General features: G+C 70.2%; 20 protein-coding genes, 1 tRNA gene and 1 pseudogene. 10 read left to right on the top strand and 12 right to left on the bottom strand.

Annotation, left to right across the window (positions count from 1 at the left end; translation table 11 throughout):
• Window positions 1-107 precede the first annotated feature (107 nt).
• Entirely contained in the window at window positions 108-1,046 is a 939-nt protein-coding gene (locus L1857_RS29665) for an MCE family protein (protein WP_162831219.1), read from the top strand.
• 819 nt (window positions 1,047-1,865) lie between these two features.
• A complete protein-coding gene (locus L1857_RS29660) occupies window positions 1,866-3,095 on the top strand; it encodes an IS256 family transposase (RefSeq protein ID WP_094008309.1) in 1,230 nt (409 codons plus the stop codon).
• A gap of 303 nt (window positions 3,096-3,398) precedes the next feature.
• Here L1857_RS29660 and L1857_RS29655 read toward each other — a convergent pair whose 3' ends face one another.
• Window positions 3,399-4,451 carry a LacI family DNA-binding transcriptional regulator gene (locus tag L1857_RS29655; protein ID WP_094004110.1) on the bottom strand — a complete coding sequence of 351 codons (1,053 nt, stop codon included), beginning with the start codon at window positions 4,449-4,451 and terminating at the stop codon, window positions 3,399-3,401.
• Between the two features lie 169 nt (window positions 4,452-4,620).
• Between L1857_RS29655 and L1857_RS29650 the strand changes: the two genes are divergently transcribed.
• From L1857_RS29650 to L1857_RS29620, 7 genes are all read left to right on the top strand, one after another.
• Window positions 4,621-5,025, top strand: a complete 405-nt coding sequence (locus tag L1857_RS29650; protein WP_116111717.1) for a nitroreductase family deazaflavin-dependent oxidoreductase — start codon at window positions 4,621-4,623, stop codon at window positions 5,023-5,025.
• 66 nt (window positions 5,026-5,091) lie between these two features.
• A complete protein-coding gene (gene lpdA, locus L1857_RS29645) occupies window positions 5,092-6,489 on the top strand; it encodes a dihydrolipoyl dehydrogenase (RefSeq protein ID WP_116111718.1) in 1,398 nt (465 codons plus the stop codon).
• 113 nt (window positions 6,490-6,602) lie between these two features.
• Entirely contained in the window at window positions 6,603-7,511 is a 909-nt protein-coding gene (locus L1857_RS29640) for an NADP-dependent oxidoreductase (protein WP_249466946.1), read from the top strand.
• A gap of 75 nt (window positions 7,512-7,586) precedes the next feature.
• Window positions 7,587-8,324, top strand: coding sequence for an SDR family oxidoreductase (locus L1857_RS29635; RefSeq protein WP_116111720.1), 738 nt, complete (start codon window positions 7,587-7,589; stop codon window positions 8,322-8,324).
• Between the two features lie 82 nt (window positions 8,325-8,406).
• A tRNA-Arg gene (locus tag L1857_RS29630) sits at window positions 8,407-8,483 on the top strand.
• A 132-nt stretch (window positions 8,484-8,615) separates the two neighbouring features.
• Window positions 8,616-8,819, top strand: a complete 204-nt coding sequence (locus L1857_RS29625) for a hypothetical protein (RefSeq protein WP_116111721.1) — start codon at window positions 8,616-8,618, stop codon at window positions 8,817-8,819.
• Window positions 8,820-8,860: 41 nt separating this feature from the next.
• Entirely contained in the window at window positions 8,861-9,196 is a 336-nt protein-coding gene (locus L1857_RS29620; RefSeq protein WP_162831141.1) for a hypothetical protein, read from the top strand.
• Between the two features lie 51 nt (window positions 9,197-9,247).
• On the opposite strand, the pseudogene L1857_RS35820 reads toward L1857_RS29620, so the two are convergent.
• From L1857_RS35820 to L1857_RS29600, 5 genes and pseudogenes are all read right to left on the bottom strand, one after another.
• Window positions 9,248-9,685 (bottom strand): annotated as a pseudogene (locus tag L1857_RS35820) (hypothetical protein); the annotation flags it as partial.
• 197 nt (window positions 9,686-9,882) lie between these two features.
• Complete coding sequence (locus tag L1857_RS29615; protein WP_162831142.1) at window positions 9,883-11,190, bottom strand: hypothetical protein; 1,308 nt, start codon at window positions 11,188-11,190, stop codon at window positions 9,883-9,885.
• 466 nt (window positions 11,191-11,656) lie between these two features.
• Complete coding sequence (locus L1857_RS29610) at window positions 11,657-13,030, bottom strand: APC family permease (RefSeq protein ID WP_094004118.1); 1,374 nt, start codon at window positions 13,028-13,030, stop codon at window positions 11,657-11,659.
• 12 nt (window positions 13,031-13,042) lie between these two features.
• The gene (locus L1857_RS29605; RefSeq protein ID WP_198958144.1) at window positions 13,043-13,909 is read right to left on the bottom strand and encodes a carbon-nitrogen hydrolase family protein; all 867 of its coding nucleotides are present in this window, start codon (window positions 13,907-13,909) and stop codon (window positions 13,043-13,045) included.
• Window positions 13,910-14,013: 104 nt separating this feature from the next.
• On the bottom strand, window positions 14,014-15,489 hold the full coding sequence (locus tag L1857_RS29600) for a PucR family transcriptional regulator (protein ID WP_249466943.1): 1,476 nt from the start codon (window positions 15,487-15,489) through the stop codon (window positions 14,014-14,016).
• A 109-nt stretch (window positions 15,490-15,598) separates the two neighbouring features.
• On the opposite strand from L1857_RS29600, the gene L1857_RS29595 reads away from it, so the two are divergent.
• A complete protein-coding gene (locus L1857_RS29595) occupies window positions 15,599-17,089 on the top strand; it encodes a Glu/Leu/Phe/Val family dehydrogenase (protein ID WP_249466940.1) in 1,491 nt (496 codons plus the stop codon).
• Window positions 17,090-17,365: 276 nt separating this feature from the next.
• On the opposite strand, the gene L1857_RS29590 is transcribed toward L1857_RS29595, so the two are convergent.
• The 6 genes from L1857_RS29590 to L1857_RS29565 are packed head-to-tail and all read right to left on the bottom strand — an operon-like array spanning window position 17,366 to window position 26,022.
• Window positions 17,366-19,228, bottom strand: a complete 1,863-nt coding sequence (locus L1857_RS29590; RefSeq protein ID WP_116111724.1) for a sialidase family protein — start codon at window positions 19,226-19,228, stop codon at window positions 17,366-17,368.
• A 15-nt stretch (window positions 19,229-19,243) separates the two neighbouring features.
• Window positions 19,244-21,217 (bottom strand): beta-galactosidase, encoded by a 1,974-nt coding sequence (locus tag L1857_RS29585; RefSeq protein ID WP_116111725.1) that lies wholly within the window; start codon window positions 21,215-21,217, stop codon window positions 19,244-19,246.
• Window positions 21,214-22,137 (bottom strand): dihydrodipicolinate synthase family protein, encoded by a 924-nt coding sequence (locus L1857_RS29580; RefSeq protein ID WP_094004124.1) that lies wholly within the window; start codon window positions 22,135-22,137, stop codon window positions 21,214-21,216. Before L1857_RS29580 ends, L1857_RS29585 begins: the two co-directional genes overlap by 4 nt.
• Window positions 22,134-23,090, bottom strand: a complete 957-nt coding sequence (locus L1857_RS29575) for an oligopeptide/dipeptide ABC transporter ATP-binding protein (RefSeq protein WP_094004125.1) — start codon at window positions 23,088-23,090, stop codon at window positions 22,134-22,136. Before L1857_RS29575 ends, L1857_RS29580 begins: the two co-directional genes overlap by 4 nt.
• Window positions 23,087-25,063, bottom strand: coding sequence for a dipeptide/oligopeptide/nickel ABC transporter permease/ATP-binding protein (locus L1857_RS29570; RefSeq protein WP_249467504.1), 1,977 nt, complete (start codon window positions 25,061-25,063; stop codon window positions 23,087-23,089). The genes L1857_RS29575 and L1857_RS29570 overlap by 4 nt, the downstream gene beginning before the upstream one ends.
• Window positions 25,063-26,022 carry an ABC transporter permease gene (locus L1857_RS29565; protein ID WP_094004126.1) on the bottom strand — a complete coding sequence of 320 codons (960 nt, stop codon included), beginning with the start codon at window positions 26,020-26,022 and terminating at the stop codon, window positions 25,063-25,065. The genes L1857_RS29570 and L1857_RS29565 overlap by 1 nt, the downstream gene beginning before the upstream one ends.
• Window positions 26,023-26,032 lie beyond the last annotated feature (10 nt).

Raw genomic sequence — 26,032 nt, 5'->3', positions numbered from 1 at the left:
CTGACATGGGTCACCCGAGGGAGTTGTTCTTTTCCGACATGTCGGTGGATACGTCATTCGATCGGAGGCACGTGTTAAGAGCGTAACCCGGCGGAAGGGGCTGCGGGGTGCGTGATCGGGATCCTGCCGGTATCGGAATTGCCGGTCTCGTGGTGCTGGTGCTGGCGTTCGTCGCGGCTGCGCACGCGGATTCGCTGCCGATCATCGGGACGGGGGTGGCGTACGAGGCGGAGTTCAGCGAGGCGGCGGGGCTCGTGGTCGGTGACGAGGTCCGGGTGGCCGGTGTGAAGGTCGGCGAGGTGGTGGACGTCGGGCTGGACGGTGGGTCCGTGCGCGTGAGGTTCGAGGTCGAGGACACCTGGCTGGGTGACCGCACGACGGCGGCGATCAAGATCAAGACGTTGCTGGGGCAGAAGTACCTGGCGCTGGACCCGCTCGGTTCGGCGCCACTCGACGGGGTGATCCCGCGCGAGCGGACCGTCGCGCCGTACGACGTGCTGGACGCGTTCGGGGACCTGTCGGCGACGGTTGGCGCGCTGGACACGGAGGGGCTGGCGCGGTCGTTCGAGGTGCTGGCGGAGGCGTTGCCGGGCGGGCCGTCGGTGCGGGGTGCGCTGGCGGGGTTGTCGCAGCTGTCGGAGACGATCGCGTCGCGGGATGCGGCGTTGTCGCGGCTGCTGGGGAACACGGCGGCGGTCTCGCGCACACTGGCGGACCGGGACGCTGCGCTGGTGCGGCTGCTGGCGGACGGGAACCTGGTGCTGGCGGAGGTGGCGGCCCGCGCGCGGGCGATTTCGACGTTGCTGGCGGGGGCGCAGGAGTTGTCGCGGCAGGTGCGCGGGGTGATTGATGACAACGATGTCGGGTTGCGTCCGGTGTTGGCTTCGCTGGACCGCCTGACCGCGATGTTGCAGCGAAACCAGGACGCACTGGCCGAGGGCATCGCACGGCTGGCACCGCTGATCCGCTACGCCACGACCGCGACGGGGCAGGGGCATTGGGGTGACACGTACGTGTGCCTGCCGGTGGTGTCTAGCTGCTACTGAGCTGGGCGGTTGCCGATCGAGAGGCTGCTGGTGGTCACTCACCACGCACGGATGGCCCACTCACGCGGCGGTGGCTGGCCCTCTCGCGCGGCGGTGGCTGGCCCTCTCGCGCGGCGGTGACTGGCCCTCTCATACGGCTGTGGTTGGCCCTCTCATACGGCGGTGACTGGCCCTCGCGCGGGGAGATGAGTAGCCCCACTCGCGCGGTCACGTGTGGTTGGACCTCTCGCGCGGCCACGACTGGCCCTCTCGCGCGATGGTGAGCGGTCGGCCCCCTCGTGGGGTGGTGGCTGGTCCACTCATGCTGCGCCAGTGGGCCTCTCGTGCGGTCGCCAGTGGGCCTCTCGTGCGGTCGCGAGTGGTCCTCTCGCGTAGCTATGAGTGGTCCACTCGCGCGCTCGCGTGCGGTTGGTCCTTTCGCACGGCCGCGACTGACCCCTTGGCGCGGCGATGAGTGGCCCTTTCGTGCGATGGCGAGCGACTGGCCCTCTCGCGTGGGTGTGGTTGGTCCACTCGCGCTGCCGTGAGTGGGCCTCTCGTGGGGTGGTGGCTGGTCCACTCATGCTGCGCCAGTGGGCCTCTCGTGCGGTCGCGAGTGGTCCTCTCGCGTAGCTATGAGTGGTCCACTCGCGCGCTCACGTGCGGTTGGTCCTCTCGCACCGCTACGACTGGTCCACTCGTGCGGCGGTGAGTGGCCCGGTCGTGTCCCCGGTGGTGGTGGAAGTTCGGGTCTGTTCGGCGTGGCTGGCCGCGTGGAGGGGGCCATCGCGTGAGTCTCTGCAGGAACCCGCCAAGGAACCCGTAGAGAGGTATCACGCGATGGCCCTGGACCAGTCTGCCCTGCTCGAAGTTCTGGATGCACTCAAGGTCGCCGATGTTGGGGATCGTGTCCGTCAGGCGGCGGAGACGATCTATCAGGCGTTGATCGAGGCCGAGCTCACCGAGACCATCGGCGCAGCCCTGCACGAACGCACCGAGCACCGCACCGCTCAGCGCAACGGGCACCGCACCCGCACGCTGTCGACCACGGCCGGGGATCTGGAGCTGCGGATACCGAAGCTGCGCACCGGCTCGTTCTTCCCGTCGCTGCTGGAGCGGCGCCGTCGGGTGGACCAGGCCCTGTTCGCGGTGGTGATGGAGGCCTACTTGCACGGCGTCTCCACTCGCAAGGTCGATGATCTGGTCAAAGCCCTCGGCGCGGACAGCGGCATCTCCAAGTCCGAGGTGAGCAGGATCTGCGCCGACCTGGACACCGAGGTGGGCGCGTTCCGCGACCGGTCACTGGCCGAGCAGCCGTTTCCCTACGTGTTCCTCGACGCCACCTACTGCAAGGCCAGAGTCAACCATCGCGTCGTGTCCCAGGCCGTGGTGATCGCCACCGGCGTCCGCGCCGATGGATGGCGCGAAGTGTTGGGCTTCGCCGTCGGCGATTCCGAGGACGGCGCCTTCTGGACCGCCTTCCTCCGCTCGCTCAAGGCCCGCGGGCTGGGTGGGGTGCAACTGGTCATCTCCGATGCCCACACCGGCCTGACACAGGCCATCTCCGCGGTCCTGCTGGGCGCGGCCTGGCAACGCTGCCGGGTTCACTTCCTGCGCAACGTGCTGGCCCAGGTTCCCAAAGGCAGCTCCGAGATGGTCGCCGCCGCGATCCGCACCATCTTCGCCCAACCCAAAGCCGACATGGTGCGCGAGCAGCTCCACGTGATCGCCGGCATGCTCGGACGGCAATCCGCCAAGGTCGAAACCATGCTGCGCGACGCCGCGCCCGACCTGCTCGCCTTCGCCGATTTCCCCGTCGCGCACTGGAAGAAAATCTGGTCCACCAACCCGCTCGAGCGACTCAACAAGGAAGTCAAACGCCGCACCGACGTCGTCGGCGTCTTCCCCAACCCCGCCGCCCTGCTCCGCCTCGCCGGCGCTGTCCTCGTCGAGGCCCACGACGAATGGCAAACCAACGACCGCCGCTACCTCTCCGACAACACCATGGCCCTGCTCACCAACCCCACCACCCAGGACGAGGTAGCCACACACGAGTTGATGACGGCATGATCTAACCCAGCAGAGCCTCACGCACCGAGTTACACCACTCCACGGGACGCGACCAGTGGCCCTTTCGCGCAATGGTGAGCGACTGGCCTTCTCGTGCTGCCGCGACTGGCCCTCTCGTGCACCGAAGCCCGCCCCGCAGCCCCCGGAGCCTCCGGGCCTGCCCCGCCCCCGGAGCCCCCGGAGCCCCCGGAGCCCCGGGCCTCGCAGCTCCGGAGCCCCGGGCCCCGCAGCTCCGGAGCCCCCGGGCCCCGCAGCCCCGGAGCCCCCGGCCCCCGCAGCCCCGGGCCCCGCCCCCAGAGCCGCTTAACCCCGCCGCCGGCGGCGGGGCTTCGCCGTGCTCTCGCGGACCAGCACTTCCCCCGACAGGCGTCGCACGCGGCCGCGGCCACCGGTGGCCCCGCTCTCGTCCAGCGCCAGCTCCAGCGCCTCCGCCCCGATGCGCTCCAGCGGCAACGACACGGTGGTCAACCCGGGCACGAAATCCCGCACCAGCGGCACGTCGTCGAACCCCGTGACGGACACGTCCTCCGGCACCGACAGCCCCGCCGCACGCAGCGCGCTCACCGCCCCGACCGCCATCACATCGGACGCCGCCAGCACGCACGTCGCCTTGTGCTTGGCCGCCAGCAGGGCCCGCGTCGCGTCGTAGCCGCCGTCCCGGTCGAACGAACCGGCGAACACGTCCCGATCGGACAGTTCCACCCCGGCCCCGGCCAGCCCCTCCCGGAACCCGGCCACCCGATCGGCCACTGTGGTCAGCTGCGGCGGCCCCGTCACCACCGCGAACCGCCGGTGGCCCAGCCGGTGCATCGCCTCGGCGAGGGCCCGCGCGCCGCCCCGGTTGTCCGGCGCGATCGTGTCCGCCTTGAGCGACCGGTGCCGCGTCACGACGGCCACCCGCCCGCCCCCGCGCCGGTAGGGCTCCAGCTCGGCCGCCATCCGCCGCTCCCACGCCCGGTCCTCGAACGCCGAACCGGTCAGCAGGATCGCCGACGCCCGCTGCGCCCGCAGCGTCGAGACGCACGCCAGCTCGCGATCCGGATCGGCGAACGTGCCGGCCAGCATCACGAGCAGGCCGTGGCTGTCGGCCACCCGCATCACCCCACGGGTGATCGCCGCGAAGTACGGGTCGCTGATGTCGTGGCAGATCACGCCCACCGTCCGGCGCGACCCGCCGGCGAGAGCCTGCGCGTGCGCGTTGGGCGTGTAGGCCAGCTCCGCCGCGGCCGACAGGACCCGCTCCCGCAGGTCGTCGCGCACTCTGGTGGTGCCGTTGAGCGCACGCGACGCCGTCGCGAGCGAGACCTCGGCGGTCCTCGCCACGTCCTCGAGCGTCACGTGCTGCCGGTCGCTCATCGTTCCTCCCGCGGTCGGCGTTGGGCCGAATTCTAGGTCGATTTCCGGCTTTTGCCTGGTCAGGACCACCCGAGCGAGTGGGGATCACCGAAAGTGACCCCGGAAATACCCCCGCCGCGCCCCGCGTTGCGCATTCACGGAGAACTCTGTCGAGACGAAAGGACCCCGCATGCTCTTCGGTGACGAACACGTCCGCCGCTACGAGGAGACCGATGGTGAAGTCGGTCACGACTGGGAGAAGGGCGCCCCGATCCTGATCCTCACCACCATCGGCCGCAAGACCGGTCAGGAGCGCAAGTTCGCCCTGATCTACCAGGAGCACGAGGGCGACTACGTGATCGTCGCGTCCAAGGGCGGCGCGCCCGAGCACCCCGGCTGGTACCTCAACCTGCAGGCCAACCCCGGGGTCAAGGTGCAGGTCAAGGCCGACAAGTTCACCGCGAAGGCCCGCACCGCCACCGACTCCGAGCGCGAGGTGCTCTGGCCGAAGATGGCGAAGGTGTGGCCGGACTACGACGAGTACCAGAAGAAGACGGACCGCAAGATCCCCGTCGTGATCCTCGAGCGCGCCTGATCAGGGGCCGGTCGTGGGTCCGAGCACCCACGACCGGCTCGCCCGCGAGGGCATAGGGTGGCGGGTATGAGTGCGCATTTCGACGTTGTGGTGCTGGGTGCCGGGCCCGGCGGGTATGTCGCGGCGATCCGGGCTTCGCAGCTCGGCCTGAAGACGGCGATCGTCGAGGAGAAGTACTGGGGCGGCGTGTGCCTGAACGTCGGGTGCATCCCGTCGAAGGCGCTGCTGCGCAACGCGGAGCTGGCCCACCTGGTCACCAAGGAGGCCAAGACCTTCGGGATCAGCTCGGACGGGCCGATCACCTTCGACTACGGCGCCGCGTTCGACCGCAGCCGCTCGGTCGCCGACGGCCGCGTCAAGGGCGTGCACTTCCTGATGAAGAAGAACAACATCCAGGAGTTCACCGGACGCGGCAAGTTCACCGACGCGCACACCATCGAGGTCACCGGTGAGAACGGCACCGAGACCGTCACCTTCGACCACTGCATCATCGCCGCCGGCGCCACCACCAAGCTGCTGCCGGGCACGCAGCTGTCCGAGCGCGTGGTGACGTATGAGGAGCAGATCCTCTCCCGTGAGCTGCCGGGCAGCATCATCATCGCCGGCGCCGGCGCGATCGGCGTCGAGTTCGCCTACGTCATGCACAACTACGGCGTGGACGTGACGATCGTCGAGTTCCTGGACCGCATGGTGCCGCTCGAGGACGCGGACGTGTCCAAGGAGCTGGCCAAGCGCTACAAGAAGCTCGGCATCAAGGTCCTGACCGGCACGAAGGTCGAGAGCATCGACGACAGCGGCGACAAGGTCAAGGTCACCGTGTCCAGCAACGGCAGCCAGCAGACGCTGGAGGCCGACAAGGTCCTGCAGGCGATCGGCTTCCAGCCGCGCGTCGAGGGCTACGGGCTGGAGAACACCGGCGTCGAGCTGACCGAGCGCCGCGCCATCGCGGTCGACGGGCGCTGCCGCACGAGCGTGCCGCACATCTTCGCGATCGGTGACGTCACCGCGAAGCTGATGCTGGCCCACGCGGCGGAGTCGATGGGCATCGTCGCGGCCGAGACGATCGGCGGCGCGGAGACCATGGAGCTCGACTACACGATGATCCCGCGCGCGACGTACTGCCAGCCGCAGGTCGCGAGCTTCGGCCTGACCGAGGCGCAGGCGCGTGAGCAGGGCTACGACGTGCAGGTCGCCAAGTTCCCGTTCACGGCCAACGGCAAGGCCCACGGCCTGGCCGACTCGGGTGGTTTCGTCAAGATCCTGTCCGACGGCAAGTACGGCGAGCTGCTCGGCGCCCACCTGATCGGGCCGGACGTGACCGAGCTGCTGCCGGAGCTGACGCTGGCGCAGCAGTGGGACCTGACGGTGCACGAGGTGGCCCGGAACGTGCACGCGCACCCGACCCTCGGCGAGGCGGTCAAGGAGGCCATCCACGGCCTCGCCGGACACATGATCAACTTCTGAGTCACGACGAGGCTCCCCGCGTCCACGGGCGCGGGGAGCTTTTTTCGTCGTTGACCTCTAGTTAACTGGAGGTGTCACCGTTGATCTCGCAGGTCGAATCGAGGAGGCACTTCATGAAGGCAGCGGCGTTCACCGAACCCGGTGGTCCCGACGTTCTGCGCACCATGGACCTCCCGGACCCCCAGGCGGGTCCGGGACAGGTCCGGGTCCGCGTGCGGGCGGCGGGGGTCCAGCCGTTCGACGCGGCGGTCCGGGGCGGCTGGGAGCCGCCGTACGCGACGGGCCTGACCTGGCCGCGGATCCCCGGCAACGAGTTCGCCGGCGTGGTCGACCAGGCCGGGGACGGGGTCGCGTGGTCGGTCGGTGACGAGGTGCTCGGCTTCAACGTGCTGGGCTGCTACGCCGAGTACGTGGTGGTCGGGCAGGACCAGATCACCGCCAAGCCGGCCGGGATGCCGTGGACCGTCGCGGGTGGGTTCACCGCCGGAACCCAGACGGCGTACCTGGCGTTGCGGCAGCTCGGCGTCGGCCAGGGGGAGACGGTGCTGATCCACGCGGCGGCGGGTTCGGTCGGCACGGCGGCGGTGCAGCTGGCGCGGCGGTGGGGCGCGTCCGTGATCGGCACCGCGAGCGAGGCGAACCAGGAGTACGTGCGCTCACTCGGGGCGACGCCGGTCGTCTACGGCGATGGCCTGGAGGACCGGCTGCGAGCGCTTTCACCCGGTGGGGTGCACGCGGTCCTGGACGGGGCGGGTGGTCCGGCGCTCGATCTTTCACTCGCCCTGGTGAAGGAGCGACGTCGCGTCGTCACCCTGGTGGACCACGGCCGGGCGGAGTCACTGGGCGTGCAGCTGGTGCGCGGGCAGCGGTCGGCCGAGCGGCTCGCCGAGCTGGCCGGCATGTACGACCGGGGCGAGCTGAGCTTCCTGGTGCGGCGGACGTACCCCCTGGACGAGGCGGCCGACGCGCACCGGGAGATCGAGACCGGGCACGGACGTGGCAAGGTCGTGTTGACTGTGTAGCGGGAGGTGCCCGGCTGGGCAGCAAGAGCCTTCTAATCTCTGGGTCGCAGGTTCGGGTCTGAGCGGGAGGTGCGCATGGGTGGGGTGGCGGTCGTGACGGGTGCGGGTTCCGGCATCGGCCGGCACGTGGCGCGGGCGCTGCTGGAGGACGGCTACCGCGTCGCGCTGGCCGGTCGCCGGGCCGACGCGCTGGCGGAGACCGCCGCCGGCGCGCCGGACGCCCTGGTGCACGCGGCCGACGTCGCCGACCCCGCGCAGGTCAGCGCCCTGTTCGAGGCGGTGACGGCCCGCTGGGGCCGGGTCGACGTACTGTTCAACAACGCCGGCACGTTCGGCCCGGCTGGCGACCCGGACGAGATCCCGGTCGAGGCGTGGCAGCAGACCGTGGCGGTGAACCTGACCGGCGCGTTCCTGTGCGCGCGGGAGGCGTTCCGGATCATGAAGCACCAGGACCCGCGCGGCGGCCGCATCATCAACAACGGCTCCATCTCCGCGCACACCCCGCGCCCCGGCAGCGCGGCCTACACGGCGACGAAGCACGCCATCACCGGCCTGACGAAGTCGCTGTCGCTGGACGGGCGCGCGTACGACATCGCGTGTGGTCAAATCGACATCGGCAACGCGGCGACGGAGATGACCGCGGGCATCGCGCGGGGCGCCCGCCAGGCCGACGGCCGCGAACTGCCCGAACCGACGTTCGATGTGAGACACGTCGCGGAGGCCGTGCGGTACATGGCGGCCCTCCCGCTCACCGCGAACGTGCAGTTCATGACGGTGACGGCGACGAAGATGCCGTTCATCGGCCGAGGTTGAAACGTTCCCCCGCCGTCCGGCGATAGGGGAAGTGACGTTGACTAAACTGCAGGTCAGGACGGCCTGTGGTCGTCGGCGCCAGGCCCTCGTAGCTCAGCCGGATAGAGCAAGAGCCTTCTAATCTCTAGGTCGCAGGTTCGAGTCCTGCCGGGGGCACCACAAGCATGGGACCAGGTCGTCCCAGCGCCTGGTCCGCTCCGCCGTTGCCGCGTTGCTGTGCCGTGGCGGCGTCCTGGGCGGCCAGGCTTGCTGCGGCGATCGTCGGGCCGGCCAGGGTGACTCGGCAGGTCAGTGACCTCCAACGGGCAACAGGTCTTCTCGGCGGGCTACGGCACGACCGACCAGACCCAGCCCAACACCATCGTCGAGAAGGCCGGAGCGACCACCTACACGCACCAGTTCGTGCAGTCCGCCCTCGGCATCACCAAGGTCACCGACAACGGCGTCCGCACCACCTACGCCCGCGACGCCAAGGGCACCCCGGCTGGGCGATGAACTGGTCTAGCGGGCCGACGATCTGCTCCGGGCCAGCCGCGGTGACGTCGAGCTTGCCACGAGTTCCGGACTGCGCCCTGGGCTCGGCCCAGCCGGCGGCTCAGCGCGGCTTCCTCGTCGGCCTCCGCGTCGAGGAACGAGAACCTTTCCGACGTGTTGGTGAAGGCGATTCTGGTCATGCCTTCCGGATTGTCCGCGAAGACGAGCTGGCTGCTGATTTGCTCATCACCAGGACCAATCACTGCCGCGAGGTCGTATGGGGTCTGGTCGTCGTGGTTGCCGAGGGAGCGCAGGATGAAACGACCTTGAGGCGTTTCGAGGAACACGTATGGTCAAGACTCGCAGACATGATCAGCCAGGGCAGACAGGCGGCGTGAGGTCGCTCGACGGCGCAGCCGGTCGCGCTCCAGCGTGCTCGACCTCGTGACCTATCTCGGCAGTCCTCTGACGGCGGGCGTGTCCACCGCTGCGGGCCGGCCCTGGCGCCAGGCCGCGCTGGATGCGGTGACGCAGGGGTGGCCGCTGCATACGTTCCGCATTGAGCGCTTCGTGGCCAGGGACACCAGGGCGGCCGGGTCCGGAGCACCGCCTTCGATGTCGAGGTGGCGCGGGCCGGCAGGGTCGTCACCGTCCCGACTTCTCGCCCCCGCGAAGCGACGAATCCCGCGACGTGTCTTACCGTTCATGCGCCGACTGCAGGAGTCGCAGAACAGGTACCCGGCGACGCCGTGGCACAGGCCCGGACCGGAGATCCGGTCGGGCTGGGGGTCGCCCTGACTCGCGGTCAGGGCATCCGCGGCAGCTTCCTCATGGTGCGGCTGGTCAGTGGCCTGGCCAGCCAGTTGCTGGGCGCGGGCGACGCCGACCGCCCCGTGGCATCACGAGGTTCGACCGGACGGGTGTGGCAGCTCCTCGCGGGTGATCCGCTGCGGCCCCTCTCCTACCTCGTGCGAGACATCCGAAAATGGGCTGATCCGTGGAACCGTCACCGACCTCTCGTGGCCGGTGACGGTTCCCGCGCGACGCCCCGCGCGAACGGGGTCAAATGCTGTCGTCCGGCACACTACAGCTGCACGCTGAAATTGGGGACCCCAGCGGTGACCGGGCCTCCGTTTTCCGGGGTTACCTCGAATGACATGGACATGTCGGCGGGAGCGGCAGTAGTCTCCCCGTATTTTTCATAAGTGATTTTCACGGAAACGGGGTTGTCCTGCGTGACGGTCACATCCTCTTTTGGTGCACAGAATAGAGTTCGATAAAATCCTCCATCTTCATCCATGGTAACTGTGCCCATGGTCGTGATGATGTTGTCTTCGCAATTCCCGGGCACCGTCCTTCCGGCCTGGGAAAAAGAAATATCCTTGACGTCGAATGAGCCGCCCATCTTTCCGCTGATGACGATCGGACCGCCGGTGATTCCTGGGTTTTCGCTTCCGTTGAGCGTGTAGCTGACTCGCGGTTGGTCGGTCACAAGGGTTTCCGGCCGCCGAGAGTCGAAGATTATGGTTTGCGAGTCCTGTCCGCTGCCGAGGTCCACTGTTGCGTTGTCGTGCTCGGTCCAGGAGATATGCGCGCCGGCCTCGTACAGTTCGTCGATATCCTCGGGTGGATTGGAAGTCCAGTCTCTGCCGCTCTGTTGGTCGATCAGCTTTTCCTTGAAGAGTTTGCCGAGTTCATAGGCGGCTAGGCCCACGGAGGCGGCCGACCCGGTAACTGGGTTGCCGGCAACTGCCGCGGCAATTCCTGCGAGTGCGATCGAGTTCGTGATCATGCCTTCGGCGTCGTCCTTGCTCGCGGCTTGCGAGAAGCCGTAGAGCTGCCCGACAACGGGTACCCCGGAAACCGCCGTCTCGGCCACATCCTGTCCGCTGGCTTGACCCGTCAGTACTGCGACCGTTCCCGTGGTGGCGACACTAGCGGCCCATGCGGCTATGCTCGATGCTGATGGCTTCAAACGGCTTGCATACTTCTTGAACTCGGGATGCGCGAGCGCCTTGTCCACTACGAGCCCAGCGGTGAGCTTTGGATCAATCGGTTTCGTCGGTGGGATTCCCGGCTTGCTCGGCATGACACTCGCCATGAAATCCTTATCCGCTTCCAGTTTCGCGATAACGGATTTGGCGCGGGAATCGACGTTGGCCCAATATTTTTCATCCGTCTTGCAGACAATACTTTCTGGATTCTCTGTGCATCCCGCTTTGATTTCATGCACGAGGACTTCGTTCTTGGTGTTCGGCAAATTGTCGCCAGATGTTTCTGCCGCCGACGCCATGGTCGATCCGGTGGAAATCAGCATGCATCCGGCGAGTAAACCAACCATCGCGCCACGGGTGCGAAGACCGTTTGTTTCTCTCGATTTTAGAATATGCATCACTGCTCCTGGGTGAGAAAGTTCTCCAGGTTAGGACTCTGTGCGGAGACGGGCATGAACAAAGGTGCGCCTGATCTGCGGCCGGGTGTGCTTGTGAGCCCACCTGTTCCTTTGAACACAGACGGAGTTCACACTCATCCGTCCGTCCATGCGCCCGAGCGTCGAGATCTCCCTGATCGAGTGAGCGCGAGGAACCAATGGACCCATAAACACGAAAGATGTACCAAGCCCAGGGGAATGGAACTCGGGTTCGCAGCTGGGCGAGGTTCAGCACGTTGCCGAACCCGAACAGGAAAGTCAGCCCGATGACGAGCCCATCGTGACCGTGACGAACCGAGCGGCTGCAGGACGGCCGTTCCCCACGGCGAGGAGCGCCGGTCGTGGATGGCGAACGGCTGTCACGACCTGGTGCGCGGACTGTACGGCCACAACGCGGCGAAACGTACGCGGTCGCGTATGGCGCGTCTCAGCGGACCGTGCCGCGGGGCTGTGTACTGCCGGCGTGGCTGGTGTCGTCGAGGTCGAGTTCGGGCGGTGCGAGGCGGAATCCCCGGGTGAGGTAGGCGAGCCAGCCGAGGCCGACGGCCGCCCAGACGGCGCCGAGGACAAGGGCTTTGCCGTCCAGGCTGATGATCAGCCAGCCTACGAAGAACAGGCCGAACAGGGGCAGGATGATCCACGTGACGGGATTGCGGCGCACGGTACGCCGGTCGCGAAAGTATTGGGCGATGACGGCGATGTTCACCACGGAGAAGCCCATGAACGCCCCGAAGTTGATGAACGAGGTCGACGTGGTGACCGTGAGGACGAGGGCGAGCAGGCCGATCGCGCCGGTGATCAGAATGTTCAGGAAAGGCGTCCGGAAGCGCGGGTGGATCGCGGCGAAGAGCTTCTTCGGCAGGACGCCGTCTCGGCCCATCGCGTACATCAGGCGGGCGCCCGCGGCCTGGATGGGGATGCCTGCGGTGAACTGGGCGACGATCACCGTGGCCAGGAACACCGCGCCGAAGAGGTCGCCGCCGATTTCCTTGGCGATGTCGAGCGCGGCGCTGTCGGCGTTGGCGAAGACCCCGCCGGGGTGCACCAGCTGGACCGCATAGGCGACCAGGATGAAGATGCCGCCCGCCCCGGCGGCGGTCAGCACGATGGCGCGGGGAACGGTGCGCCGCGGTTCGACGGTCTCCTCGGCGAAGGTGCTCACGGCGTCGAACCCGATGAAGCTGTAGGCGGCCAGCGCGGCGCCGCCGGAGACCGCGGCCAGGGTCGAGGCCGGATTCCAGAACGGTTCCGCGCTCGCCAGGCCCGCCACACCCGAGGTTTCGACGACGGCGTCCAAAGAGAACACGACGAAGAACACGAGCACCAAGACCTGGAAGCTGATCAGAGCCAGGTTGACCCTCGTCGCGACGCTTATCCCGATCACGTTGAGCGTGGTGGTGAGCACGATGAACGCGAGCAGGAACACCCAGCCGGGCACCATCGGGAACTGGTCGGTGAGGTAGGCGGTGCCGAAGAGCCACACCACCATCGGCAGGAACAGGTAGTCCAGCAGCAGCGCCCAGCCGGTCATGAACCCGACCTTCGCGCCGATCGCGCGGCGGGCATAGGTGTAGGCGGAGCCCGCCTGCGGGTAGAGCCCGGCGAGTTTGCCGTAGCTCAGCGCTGTGAAGATCATCGCGCCGGTGGCCAGGGCATAGGTGGCGGCGAGAGTGCCGTTGCTCGCCTCGGCGAAGATACCGAAGGTCGTCAGGACGACGAACGGTGTCACGTAGGCGATTCCGAACAAGACCAGCGGCCACAGCGTGAGCGTTCGCCGCAGGCCCGGGGATTCAGTCGGCATGGGTCTCTCCGTTCAGGGCAGGGGTTCCCACCGGCTCGGCTCGATACGGCCGTCGTAAAGCGGTAGCGGCACCACGGGGTCGCCCGGCCGCGCCTGGGACCACATGCGGTTCAGTCCGCAGGTGCCGTGCGCGCGCACGCGGGTGACCGCGTCGAGGTCGAGGACGTCGGTGAGGGTCTCCGGGCTGCTGCCCGAGGTCTGGCAGCGGACGAGGCCCTCCGGGTCCACGGCGATGGTCCGCCCGGTTCCCACCGGGCCGGACGCGTTGACGCTGAGCACGAACACCTGGTTCTGGATCGCCGCGGCCCTGGCGAGCACGAGTTCCTGCTCGCGGTCGGTGGTGGAGGTCTGAGTGGGGAGCACCACGCACTCCGCGCCGAGCCACGCCAGCTGCCGGATGACCTCGGGGAACCACAGGTCGTAGCAGACCGCCAGGCCGAGGCGGCCGACCTCGGGGATGTCGAAGGTGACGAATTCGGCGCCCGGAGTGAACGGCTCCACCGGCCGCCAGGGGAAGATCTTGCGGTAGCGGGCGGCCAGCGTGCCGTCGGGCGCGATGGCCAGAGCGGTGTTGAACAGTTCCCCGCGCGGTCCACGCTCGACCACGGTCCCCGGGATGAGCCAGACACCTGCTTCCCGGGCGATGTCGCGCAGCGCCCGCACGCGGGGCCCGTCCAGCGGTTCGGCCATCTCCTCGTACTGGCGGTGGCGCTCGGACCGGGACCCAGCGGTCCCGCAGGTGTGGAACTCCGGGTAGACGACGAGCCGGGTACCGGGAAATTCACCGACCTGGTCGAGCACGTGGTCGTGCAGCCTGGCGACGGCGTCACCTGGTGGCATCGGCGGTGTCTGCGCCATCAGCACGGGTAGCACCCTCATGACCTCTCCTTGTGGTTGGGCGGCACGCTATGGGGTCGGCGCCGACCGCAACAGGGCAGTTGTGCACTCTTGCCCGCCGGGCCGTTGTGCATACTGAACATCGGTCAGCGCGCCCACTCGGTGGCCACCTGCACCGCGATCCACGCGCTGACCCTGGTCTGCGGCGCGTCGAGGGAGGCGCCCAGTGCACGCTCGATCTGGTCGATCCGATTGCCGACCGTGTTGCGGTGCACGGCCAGCTCCTGGGCGACTTTGAGGCGTGAGCCGTTGTGCCGCAGGAAACTGCTCAGCGTCTCGAGGAGATCGGGGTCCTCGCCAAGGCGGGACAGGAACGACCGCGCGAACGCGGTCGCCCGCTCCGGGTCGAGCACGGTGAGCGCACCCTCGTCCACCACCGTGCTCCAGCGCACCACCGGAGCGGCGGGCGAGGCCGTGGCCAGTGCGTGGCCCGCGTTGGCCACGCTTCGTCGCACGTCCGTCACGGCGACCGTGTCGCCCACGCCGACCAGGAGCCCGAGGCCGGTCAGGGCGGCCACGGCGCTGTCGATCCGCGCCGGCGGGGCGAGCAGCCACAGTTCGTCCTCGACGGGCGCGGCGAAATCGCCTGCCCGCTCGAGGACCGACAGCCCCTCCTCCACGGCGTCGGCGCCGCCGGACGCGCGCGCCACGACGACGCGCGGGGGTACCAACCCCGGCGGGTCCCCAGCCGCGTCCAGCACGATGGTCGCCGAACGCACATCGCCCTGAACCAGCAACTCCAGCGCGCGCACCCGGAGCCTGCGTACCTGGTCGCGGCGTTCCCGGCGGGTCTCGGCGGTCAGGCCCAGCAGCGCGACAGCCGCCGCGACCGTGGTTCGCTCGGTGTCACCCAGCCGCCCGGGGACCTGCACCGCGAGGTGCGACGACGGCCGTCCACTGATGCCGATGGGCTGCACGACCAGTGTCCCCGCGCGGGTCTGCACAGTGGCGGCGGCGCGGCGGCCACTGGGGCGCAGACGCTCCACTTCGGCGTGCACGACCGCGACGTCCACCTCGTCGCACCGCGGGCCGGTGAGCGGGACGGCGTCCGGTCCGAGCAGCGTCGCCGCTCCGTCGAGCACCTCGGCCAGCGTGGCGACCAGGTGGGTCGGGGTGTCGTGCAGCAGCGCGGCCTGGGTCAGCCTGCGCTGGGCGTCGAGCTGGGCCCGGGCCTGGGCGTCGGCCGCGGACTCCAGCAGCGAGGCGACGGTGTGGCTGATCGCCACGAAGGTTGTGGCCCTCGGTACCTCGACCAGGTTCATCCCCTGGTCGCGGCACGCCGCGACCAGGCCAGCCGGGAGTGCCTCGTGGGTGAGCCCGGTGCCGAAGCCGATCGCCGCGACCCGCGCCGCGATGAGCCGGTCGACGTACCGCGACCACTCCTGGTCCCACTCGGCGGTCTGCAGTCCGGTGGTCAGCAGCACCTCGCCACCCTCCAGGAAGGGCGTGGGATCGGGCAGCTCGCTGGTGGCCGCCCAGCGCAGCACCGCCGACGCGTCCGCCAGATGAGCCGGGACGAGGTTGAGCGATGCCACCGCGACGAGGTCGCCGACCGTCACCATGCCGACATGGTTGCACAAGCAGTCCGGGTCGGACAGTGCTGTTCGGACATGCCGCCGTGGTCGCCGGTCGCCGACGATGAGGTCGACCCCCAGCGACTTGGAGCACGTGATGACCGATCCCGCGACCGCCGCCGGCGGCCCCTCGCTACCACAGGAACGCAGGCACCCGGCGGTCCCCCGCGGTGTCGGGACCACGCTGCCGGTTCACGCGGCTGCGGGCGGCGTGCTGGCCGATGTCGACGGCAACTCCCTGAGCGACTTCCGGTCCAGCATCGCGGTCGGGATGCCGGCGTCCGCGGTCACCGGCCGGGCCGAGAGCATGGGCGTCCCGCACGTCAGCGGCCTGGGCGGGAACCCGCCGGCGAACCCGCTCGACGACGCCCGTACGCAACTGCGGGAAGCGGTGGCCCTGCTGGGCTACGACCAAGGCATGTACGACATGCTCGCCAACCCACGCCGTGAGGTGACGGTCAGCATCCCGCTGCGCCGCGACACCGGCGAGACCGAGGTGCTGATCGGACACCGGGTGCAGCACAACTTCTCCCGCGGACCCGCCAAGGGCGGATTGCGCTACAGCCCCCACGTCACCCTCGACGAGGTCCGCGCATTGGCGATGTGGATGACGTGGAAGTGCGCGCTGCTCGACGTGCCCTACGGCGGCGCGAAAGGTGGTATCCGCGTCGACCCCCGCCACCACAGCCGCGCCGAACTGGAGCGCGTGACCCGCCGCTACACCAGTGAGATCAGCCCGCTCATCGGCCCCGAGCGCGACATCCCGGCCCCGGACATCGGCACCGACGAGGACACCATGGCCTGGATGATGGACACCTTCTCCGTCCAGCAGGGCCACACCGTGCTCGGCGTCGCGACCGGCAAGCCCATGAGCCTCGGCGGCTCTCGCGGCCGATCCAGCGCCACCTCCCGCGGCGTGGTCCACATCGGACTGGCGGCGCTGGCGCACCGCGGCGTGGCGGCCACGCGGGCCACCGCGGCCGTCCAAGGCTTCGGCAAGGTCGGGCGCGGCGCGGCCCGGTTCCTCGCCGAGGCGGGTCTGCGCGTCGTCGCGGCCGGTGACCAGTATGGCGCGATCGCGGCCCCCGGGGGTCTGGACATCCCCGCCCTGGAGGCGCACGTCGACGCGACCGGCTCCGTGGTCGGCTTCCCGTGCGCCGACGCGATCAGCCCGGCCGACCTGCTGGAGTGGGACGCCGACCTGCTCGTCCCGGCAGCGGTCGAGGGAGTGCTCACCGCGGCCAACGCCCCCCGGGTACGGGCCAAGGTCATCGTCGAAGGTGCGAACGGCCCGACGACACCCGACGCGGACGCCGTGTTCACCGCCAACGGTCAGTTGGTGGTGCCGGACATCCTGGCCAACGCGGGCGGGGTGATCGTGTCGTACTTCGAGTGGGTGCAGGCCAACCAGGCGTACTGGTGGAGCGCCGACGAGGTCGAGAACCGGCTGCGGCGGCGGATGCTGCAGGCCTGGGAGCAGGTCTTGGCGCACGCGACCGCCACCGGCAGGCCGCTGCGCACCGCCGCCACCACGCTGGCCGTCGAGCGGGTCGCCGAGGCGCACCGCCTGCGCGGCCTCTACCCCTGAGCACCGGGAGCAGCGCATGGACCCGCACGCCGCGGCCTTCGCGGGTGACCGACCCGGCCACCCGCGGGATGGCCTCGATCAGCTCCCGCGGCTCGTCCTCTCATCCTGGAGGGCCGCGAGGCGACGCGGGTCCTCGCGCCGGACGGTGCGGTCCTGCTCGGCCACCCCGACGACGGCGCGGCCGGACCGGTCACGCCGCGGCAGCAGGCGGCGACCGCCACGCTGGACGCGTACTGAAGTCCCGGCCCCGCGAGTACGGGGCCGGGACTCCGCGGCTCAGAACGGCAGCCGCAGCACCAGGGCGTCCCGTACCGGGGCGTTTTCGGTGCGTACCGCGGTCAGTTCGGACGGTGACAGCGCCTTGCGGTAGAGCCGGACGTCGTCCAGGGTGCCGTCCAGTCCCATGCCTCCGTCGAGGCGGCGGCCCAGCCAGAACTGGAACGACACGCGCTCGGTCACCGATCCGGCCGCGGCCGGGCCGGCCGCCACCTGCACGCCGTCCACCCACAACACCAGCTGTCCGCCGGTGCGCTGCAGCGCCACGTGGTGCCACTGCTGGTCGTTGAACGCACCCGCCGACGTGATCTGCTTGGAGCCGGCCGCGGTCGTCATCGAGGCGATCAGGCGGTTCGCCCCGGGCTCGCCGCGCAGCCAGATCTGCGGCGCGGTCGAACCCATGCCGCCCATCCAGAAGAACACCTGGTTGGCGGTCGACGCGCCGTACCGCACCCAGCCGGTCCAGGTGAAGTCCTCGGCGCCGACGACCTGGGAGCTGTCGTAGGGCACGCGGACGAAGTCGTCCACCCCGTCCAGGTCGAGCGCGTCACCGTAGCGGCCGGGCACCGGAACCGGGCCGCCGATCAGGTAGGCGTCCGACCGCTCCCCGGACACGTCCCGCGTCGTCGGGCCGGGCGAGTTGCGCCAGCCCAGCACGTCCTCGGTGAAGCGGGCGAAGCGGATCTCGTCGCGCGCGTCGACCGGGCCGCCCTCGTACATCAGGCCGATCTCGGTGGTCCGCGCGTACCGCCCGCTGATCTGGACCATGTCCGAGTACCCGGACCACTCGTCGGTCACCCGCGTGCCCTGCTCGGCGTTCTCCCAGCTCCGGCCGCCGTCGTAGGACGAGCGGATCATCATCCACCGCCGCCGGTCGGTGTCCGACGGCGACGCGAACAGGATCCGGTCCGGTCCCGGCCGGTCCAGCCGCAGCAGCGAGCCCTGCACGATCGGCGTGACCAGGTCGGGAATCGTCCGGAACGGCTGGCTGAACGTCTCCCCGCCGTCGCGGCTGATCGCGTAGTCGCGGTTGCCGATGTCGGTACCGCCCTGCTCGCGCCCGCCGGCGTAGATCGACCCGTCGGCCAGCTCGACGACGCTGATCTCCTGGGGCCGCTGCGGGTAGGGGCTCTTCGCCGGGAACGAATAGGTGTCCACCGCACCGATGCGCCAGGTCTGGCCGTGGTCGTCGCTGTAGACGAGCGCGCCGTGGTTGGCCACCGGGTCGGCGCCCACGGCGGTTTCGGCGTTCACGCCGAACACCAGGCGCCCGCGGTGCGGCCCCTTGGTGAGCTGGATGCCGTGCACCGGACCGGAGGCGTACCAGGCGTTCCACTCCGGCCTGCTCGCCTGGGCGCTGATGTTCACCGGGGTGGACCAGGTGCGCCCGTCGTCGTCGCTGTACTGCGCGTGCGGGGTCCGCAAGCACGGCATCTCGCAGTTCTTGCCGCCGGTGTGGCCCGCGTTGTAGGTGGAGATCAGCACGATCCGGCCGGTGATCTGGTCGACGATCGGCACCGGGTTGCCGTGGGTGTCGCCGTCCCCGGAGTTGATGACCTCCAGCGGCGACCAGGTCCGGCCGCCGTCGGTGGAGCGCTTGAGGACGAGGTCGATGTCACCGGCGTCGCCGCAGTCGTTGACCCGGCCCTCGGCGAACGCGAGGAGGGTGCCCTTGGTGCTCTTGACGATGGCCGGGATGCGGAAGCAGAAGTAGCCCTGCTCCTGCTTGGGGTTGAACAGCGCCTGCTGGTCGAATCCCGGTCTGGCGGTGTCGGCGGAGGCCGGGCCCCCGCCGCCGAGCAGACCGGCGAGCAGTACCGCCACGAGGAGCGGGACCGCGCGCCACGCTGCGAACGATCTCATGTGCCTTCCCTTCGGTTAGTCGATCCGGAGGACAGCGACGCCCCGCGGTGGCAGCGTGTGCCGGGTCGCGGGCGGCGAATCGGTGAGCAGGTCGGGCGCCGGGACTCCGGCGTCCACCGCGACCGCTTCCGTGTTGTGGTTGAGCAGGAACAGGAACTTCCGGCCGGGCCCCTCGCGGCGCACGGCCTGGACCCCGGCGGGCAGGCCGGGCAGGACCGGTGCCACGCCCGCTTCCGCGGCGGCCCGGTCGACCAGCGCGCGCATCCCGGCCGGGTCGAGCCGGGTGCCGAGGTACCAGGCGACGCCCCTGCCGTAGGCGTGGCGGGTCACCGCGGGGAAGCCCGCGAGGTCACCGTCACCGAAAGTCGCGACGGCGTCCGCGCCCGCCAGCGAAACGGCCTCCGACCACACGCTCCCGGTCCACTCCGGACTCAGCGGAACCGAGATGCCCGGTGCCAGCGGCCAGAACTCCTCCACCGACACCCCGAGCGCCTCCCGCAGCGGCGCCACCGGGTAGCCGCCGAGGTGGGCCCGGTCGCAGGAGTCGACGATGCCGGAGAAGAACGACACCACCAGGTGCCCGCCGCCCTCGACGTACCGCCGCAGGCCGTCGGCGGTCTCCGGGTCGAGCAGGTACAGGTTCGGCACCACGACCAGCCGGTACCCGGCCAGGCGGTCCGGTCGCACCACGTCGCAGGAGATGCCAGCGTCGAAGAACGGCGCGTAGTGCGCCAGGTGCGCGTCGAGCTGGGTGACGTCGGCCGACGGGTGCGCGTCCAGCTCCAGCGCCCACCAGCTGTTCCAGTCGTGCAGGAACGCCACGTCCGACCGCACGCGGGTGCCCGCCACGTCGGACAGCGCCGCCAGGTCCTGCCCGAGCGCGCGGGCCTCGGCGAACACGCGGGTGCCCGCGCCGGCGTGCGGCACCATCGCCGAGTGGAACTTCTCCGCGCCACCGCGGCTCTGCCGCCACTGGAAGAACATCGCGGCGTCCGCCCCCCGCGCCACCGCCTGCAGCACGCCCTGCCGCATCACGCCGGGGGCCTTGGCGCCGTTGTGCGTGCGCCAGTTCACCGCGCTCGGTGCGTGTTCCAGCAGCATCCACGGCTGCCCGCCCTTGAGCGACCGGACCACGTCGTACCCGAACGCCGCCTCGACGTGCCCGCGCGGGTCGTAGGGCTCGGGGTAGGAGTCCAGCGACACGACGTCCTCGTGCGGCTCCCACGCGTGCCAGTCCAGCGCCTTCTGCACCAGCCCGACGAAGTTCGTGGTCAGGGGGACGTCCGGCGTCACCCGGCGCAGGACGTCGGCCTCCACCCGGTAGCAGGCCAGCGACGCGTCCGAGGAGAACCGCTGGTAGTCCAGCTGCTGGGCGGGGTTGCGGAACGACGGCGCCACCCGCGGCGGCTGGATCTCCGCCCAGTCCGAGTAGCCCTGCGACCAGAAGGTGGTCGACCACGCCGCGTTCAGCGCCTCCACCGAGCCGTACCGGTCGCGCAGCCAGGACCGGAAGTCCTCGGCGGAGGTGTCGCAGTAGCAGGCCCGGATGTGGCAGCCGTACTCGTTGCCGACGTGCCAGATGTGCAGCGCCGGGTGGTCGCCGTAGCGGTTCGCCAGCTGCTCCACCAGCCGTGCCGCGTGCTCCCGGAAGACCGGGCTGGACGGGCAGAACTGCTGCCGCGAACCGGGGGAGAGGCGGGTTCCGTCCTCGCGCACCGGCAGCACCTCGGGGTGGCGGTGGGTCAGCCACGGTGGCGGCGACGCGGTCATCGTCGCCAGCGCCACCTTGATGCCGGCGGCCGCGAGCTTGTCCATCACCGCGTCGACCCAGCCGAAGTCGTACTCGCCCGGCCGCGGCTCGACCTTGGCCCAGGAGAACACGCCCAGCGTGACCAGCGTGACCCCGGCCTCGGTCATCAGCTTGACGTCCTCGTCCCAGACGTCTTCGCTCCAGTGCTCGGGGTTGTAGTCCGCGCCGTAGTGGATCACAGCAGGCCCGCCTCGGTCAGCGCGCCCTTGATGCGCAACAGCTCCTCGTCGTTGAGCGGCAGCTGCGGCGGCGCCATCACCGAGTTGTCGATGAACCCGCGCATCTTCATCGCCGCCTTGAACGCGCCCAGCCCGGCCGAGCCGCGGCCCATCCGCTCCGGCGGGGCGGCGCACGTGATGTCGTACAGCCGCATCAGCCGGTCCTGTTCGCGCCGGGCCGCGGCGAAATCGCCCGCCCGGAACCGGTCCCAGATCGTCACGTACCCCGCCGGGTCCACATTGGCCAGTCCGGGCACCGCGCCGTCCGCGCCCATCTGCAGCGCGAGGTCCACCACCAGCTCCGAACCGGTGAACACGGCGAACTCCGACAGCCCGCGCTCCCGGCGGTCCAGCAGCAGCGCGCCGAACCCGGCCTCGTCACCGCTGGAGTCCTTGAGCCCGGCCAGCACCCCGTCCGCGGCCAGCCGCAGCACCATGTCCCGGTCCAGCTTCGAGTGCACCGCGACCGGGATGTCGTAGGCGAAGATCGGCAGCGAGGCCCGCTCGTGCAGCAGCCGGAAGTGCTGCTCGATCTCGGCGGTGTGGGTGCGGGTGTAGTAGGGCGCGGTGATGACCAGCGCGTCCGCGCCGGCTTCTTCGGCGACCCGGATGTGCTCGGCCACCCGCAGTGTCGTCATGTCGATGCACCCGGCCAGCACCGGGACGCGGCCGCCGACGTGCTCCACCGTCGTCTCGATCACCACCCGCCGCTGCCGGTCCGGCAGGAACGCCACCTCGCTGGACGAGCCCAGCACGAACACCCCGTGCACGCCCGCGTCCAGCTGGACGTCCAGGTGCCGGCGCAGCGAGTCCACGTCGATCGTGAAGTCGTCCCGGAACGGGGTGCACAGCGGGGGGATGATGCCGGTGAATCGAGTCATCGCACGCTCACTTCGATCTCGGGGTGGATGCAGTGGTAGGTGTGCCCGTCGCCGGCGTCGGCGGCCGGGGGCACCGCGGTGGCGCACTCGTCCGTCGCTTTCGGACAGCGGGTGCGGAAGGCGCACCCGCTCGGCGGGTTGACCGCGGACGGCACCGGCCCGGTCAGGACGATCGGTTCGATCGGGTTCAGCAGGCTGGGGGTGGCGGAGAACAACGCCCGCGTGTACGGGTGGTGCGCGTCGCCCGGGATCGCCGCCGCCGGGGCGTCCTCGACGATGCGGCCCAGGTACATCGTGACGATGCGGTCGCTCATCTTCCGCACGGTCTGGATGTCGTGCGACACGAAGATCATCGCCAGCCCCAGCCGTTCGCGCAGGTCGAGCAGCAGGTTGAGGATCTGCGCGCGCACCGACACGTCCAGCGCGGAGGTCGGCTCGTCGGCGACCAGCAGCGACGGTTCGAGCGCGAGGGCGCGGGCGATGGCCACGCGCTGCCGCTGCCCGCCGGAGAGCTGGCCGGGCACCGCGTCCGCGACGCTGGGCGGCAGGCCGACCAGCTCCATCAGCTCCCGCACCCGCTCGGCCCGCTGCGCCGGGGTGCCGACGCGGTGCACGTCCAGCGGGTCGCGCACGATCCGGGCGATCGACATCCGCCGGTTCAGCGCGGTCGACGGGTCCTGGAAGATCATGCCGATGTCGCGGCCGAACTCGCGCTGGTCCGACACCGGTTTCCCGCGGTAGCGCACCACGCCCCGGGTGGGTTTCTGCAGCCCGACGACCACCTTCGCCAGCGTCGTCTTGCCGCACCCGGACTCGCCGACCACGCCGATCGTCTCGCCGGGGCGGACGGTCAGCGTCGCGTCGGTCAGGGCGTGCACCGAGTCGTGCCCGAACAGGCCGGACGAGCGGATCTTGTGCACCACGTGCACGCCGTCGAGTTCCAGCAGGCTCATGCCGGCGCTCCCTTCACCAGGACCTCCGGTTCCGCGATGGGCTCGGCGGGGTGGTGGCACGCGACGAGGTGGTCCATCCCGGTGCCCGCGACCACCGGCGCCTCGGTGCGGCAGTGCGCTCGCGCGGCCGGGCAGCGGTCGGAGAACCGGCAACCCGGCGCGAAGTCCGCGGGGGCCGGGACGACGCCCTTGATCTGGGTGAGCCGGGCGTCGTTCTCCTCCAGCGACAGCACCGCGCTGAGCAGTCCGCGTGTGTAGTGGTGCCGTGGCGCGCCGACGACCTGCGCGGTCGTGCCGGCCTCGGCGACCTGACCGCCGTACATGACGACCACCCGGTCGGCCACGTCCGACACCAGCGCGAGGTCGTGCGACACCAGTACCAGCGCGAAGCCCAGTTCCTCCTGCAACCGCAGCAGCAACGCGATGACCTGCGCCTGCACGGTCACGTCCAGCGCGGTGGTCGGCTCGTCGGCCACGATCAGCTTCGGGCTGCGGGACAACGCCATCGCGATCAGCACCCGCTGCCGCTGCCCGCCGGACAGCTCGTGCGGATACGCCCGCAGCGTGCGGTCCGGGTCCAGGTTGACCAGCTCCACCAGCTCGCGCGGGGTGCGCGTGCCGCCGCGGCGGGTGAACTGCTTGAGCTGCGCGTGGATCGTCATCGCCGGGTTCAGCGAGCTGAGCGCGTCCTGGTAGATCATCGCGATGTCGTGCCCGAGGTGGCGCCGCCGCGCGGCCGGTGTCACGGTCAGCAGGTCCGCGCCCTCGAAGCGGATCCGGCCGGACAACCGCGCGGTCCGCGGCTGCAGGCCGACGATCGACAGCGCGGTCAGCGACTTGCCGCACCCCGACTCGCCGATCAGGCCCAGCACCTCACCCGGCCGCACGGTGAACGACACGTCGTCGACCACGTTGACGCCGTTGTGCCGCTCCGGGAAGGAGATCGTCAGCCCCTCCACCGACAGCAGCGGCTCGCGGCCGTCGAGGGGGCGCGATCGGCGGGACAGCCGCTCGCCCACCTCGCGCAGGCCCCGGATGGGCAGCACCGGCGCGACGTTCTCGGCCGCCTCCTCGGCGACGACCGCCTTGGCGACCTCCGCCGCCTTCGCGGTGCGGGCCGAGGGCGCCGCCCACGCGTCCGAGATGCCTTCCGACAGCACGTTCAGCGCCAGCACCGTGAACAGGATCAGCAGACCGGGGAACAACGTGGCCCACCAGCCGCCGTTGAGCACCATGTCCTTGCCGTCGGCGAGCACCGAGCCCCACGACGGGTCGGGCGGCTGGATCCCGGCCCCGATGAACGACAACGACGCCTCGAACACGATCGCGTCGGCCACCATCACCGTGCAGAACACCAGGATCGGCGCGGCGCAGTTCACCGCCACGTGCTTGACCAGGATGAAGAACCGGCGCGCGCCGATGATGCGCTCGGCGGCGACGTAGTCCTCGCTGTACTGCGCCAGCACGTTCGCCCGCACCACGCGCGCGACCGGCGGCACGTTGACGAACGCGATCGCCAGGATCAGCACCCCGATGCCGCGGCCGAACACGGCGACGAGCACGGCCGCGAGCGCGATGCCGGGGAAGGCCATCAGCACGTCGAGCACGCGCATGATCACCGAATCCACCCCGCGCCGGGAGGTGGCCGCCAGCGCGCCGATCGCCGCACCGGCGACCAGCGCGATCGCGGCGGCCCCGAGCCCGATCGCCAGCGACCAGCGGGCGCCGTGCACCACCCGGGAGAAGATGTCCCGGCCGGACTGGTCGGTGCCGAACCAGTGCGCGCCGTTCGGCCCGGTGACCTCCGTGCCCAGCGCGTAGGGGTCCTTGACCAGCAGCGGGCCGATCAGCGCCACCAGCGCGAGCACGGCCAGCACCGACACCGCGATCCACGACGCGGTGTTGAGCCGGCGGAACCGGATGCCGGGTCGGGACAGCCGCTTGGTGAGCCCGGGCCGGTACAGCTGGCGCATCACGACCGGCTCCGCAGGCGCGGGTTCACGATCAGGTACAGCACGTCGACGATCAGGTTGACCAGGACGAACCCGACCGCGATGGTGATCACGAAGCCCTGGACCTTCGCGGTGTCGCCGTCCTTGACGGCCTGGATCATGTTCTGTCCCATCCCGGGCAGCGCGAACATCGTCTCGATCACGACGGCGCCGCCCAGCAGGTAGCCGACCCGCAGGCCGAGCACGGTGAGGGGGTTGATCAGCGCGTTGCGCAGCACGTTGCGACCCACGACCACCACCGGCGGCAGCCCGCCGCCGCGTGCGGTGCGGACGTAGTCCTTGTCCAGCTCCTCGACCATCGAGGTGCGGATGATGCGCGTCAGCTGCGCGGCCACCGGCAGCGCGAGCGAGATCGCCGGCAGGGTCAGCGAGTTGAGCCAGCCGCCGACCGAGTCGGCCGGGCTGACGTACCCGCTGGTGGGGAACAGGCCCTCGCCCACCGCGAGCCACTGGACCAGCAGCACCGCGATCCAGAACGCGGGCGCGGCGACGCCGGCCAGCGTGACGATCCGGATGAGCTGGTCCGGCCAGCGGTCGCGGAACAGCGCCGAGGTCACGCCGAGCACGAGCCCGGCGACGATCGCGAGCAGCAGTCCCAGCAGGGTGAGCTGCACGGTCAGCGGCAGCGCGGTGGCGATGACCTGCCCGACCGGCTCCCGCGTGATCACGCTCGTGCCGAAGTCGCCCTGCAGCAGGTTCCACACGAAGTGCACGTACTGCACCGGCAGCGGGTCGAGCAGGCCGTTCTCCTGGCGGAACTGCTGGAGCTGCTCCGGCGTGGGGTTGGCGTCGCCGAGCGCGGCCACCGCGGTGTCCACCGGGGAGAACTGCATGACGATGAAGACGAACAGGACCACCCCGAGCACCAGCGGGATCAGGGCGAGGATGCGGGCGAGCAGCATCCGCACGACGACGGCCATGGCAGTGCTC

This window comes from Amycolatopsis thermalba (assembly GCF_023376025.1).
GTDB classification, from domain to species: Bacteria; Actinomycetota; Actinomycetes; order Mycobacteriales; family Pseudonocardiaceae; genus Amycolatopsis_E; species Amycolatopsis_E thermalba.
Note: the sequence above shows the minus strand (reverse complement) of the source record. Positions and strands in the feature narration are given on the sequence as shown.

Bases quoted from the DNA above. Each gene is read 5' to 3' on its own strand.
- L1857_RS29575 (WP_094004125.1), bottom strand. From the start codon at position 23,090: ATGAGCCTGCTGGAACTCGACGGCGTGCACGTGGTGCACAAGATCCGC.
- L1857_RS29595 (WP_249466940.1), top strand. From the start codon at position 15,599: ATGACCGATCCCGCGACCGCCGCCGGCGGCCCCTCGCTACCACAGGAA.
- lpdA (WP_116111718.1), top strand. From the start codon at position 5,092: ATGAGTGCGCATTTCGACGTTGTGGTGCTGGGTGCCGGGCCCGGCGGG.
- L1857_RS29640 (WP_249466946.1), top strand. From the start codon at position 6,603: ATGAAGGCAGCGGCGTTCACCGAACCCGGTGGTCCCGACGTTCTGCGC.
- L1857_RS29660 (WP_094008309.1), top strand. From the start codon at position 1,866: ATGGCCCTGGACCAGTCTGCCCTGCTCGAAGTTCTGGATGCACTCAAG.
- L1857_RS29590 (WP_116111724.1), bottom strand. From the start codon at position 19,228: ATGAGATCGTTCGCAGCGTGGCGCGCGGTCCCGCTCCTCGTGGCGGTA.
- L1857_RS29565 (WP_094004126.1), bottom strand. From the start codon at position 26,022: ATGGCCGTCGTCGTGCGGATGCTGCTCGCCCGCATCCTCGCCCTGATC.
- L1857_RS29570 (WP_249467504.1), bottom strand. From the start codon at position 25,063: ATGCGCCAGCTGTACCGGCCCGGGCTCACCAAGCGGCTGTCCCGACCC.
- L1857_RS29655 (WP_094004110.1), bottom strand. From the start codon at position 4,451: ATGAGCGACCGGCAGCACGTGACGCTCGAGGACGTGGCGAGGACCGCC.
- L1857_RS29580 (WP_094004124.1), bottom strand. From the start codon at position 22,137: ATGACTCGATTCACCGGCATCATCCCCCCGCTGTGCACCCCGTTCCGG.
- L1857_RS29650 (WP_116111717.1), top strand. From the start codon at position 4,621: ATGCTCTTCGGTGACGAACACGTCCGCCGCTACGAGGAGACCGATGGT.
- L1857_RS29635 (WP_116111720.1), top strand. From the start codon at position 7,587: ATGGGTGGGGTGGCGGTCGTGACGGGTGCGGGTTCCGGCATCGGCCGG.
- L1857_RS29605 (WP_198958144.1), bottom strand. From the start codon at position 13,909: ATGAGGGTGCTACCCGTGCTGATGGCGCAGACACCGCCGATGCCACCA.
- L1857_RS29610 (WP_094004118.1), bottom strand. From the start codon at position 13,030: ATGCCGACTGAATCCCCGGGCCTGCGGCGAACGCTCACGCTGTGGCCG.
- L1857_RS29600 (WP_249466943.1), bottom strand. From the start codon at position 15,489: ATGGTGACGGTCGGCGACCTCGTCGCGGTGGCATCGCTCAACCTCGTC.
- L1857_RS29615 (WP_162831142.1), bottom strand. From the start codon at position 11,190: ATGCATATTCTAAAATCGAGAGAAACAAACGGTCTTCGCACCCGTGGC.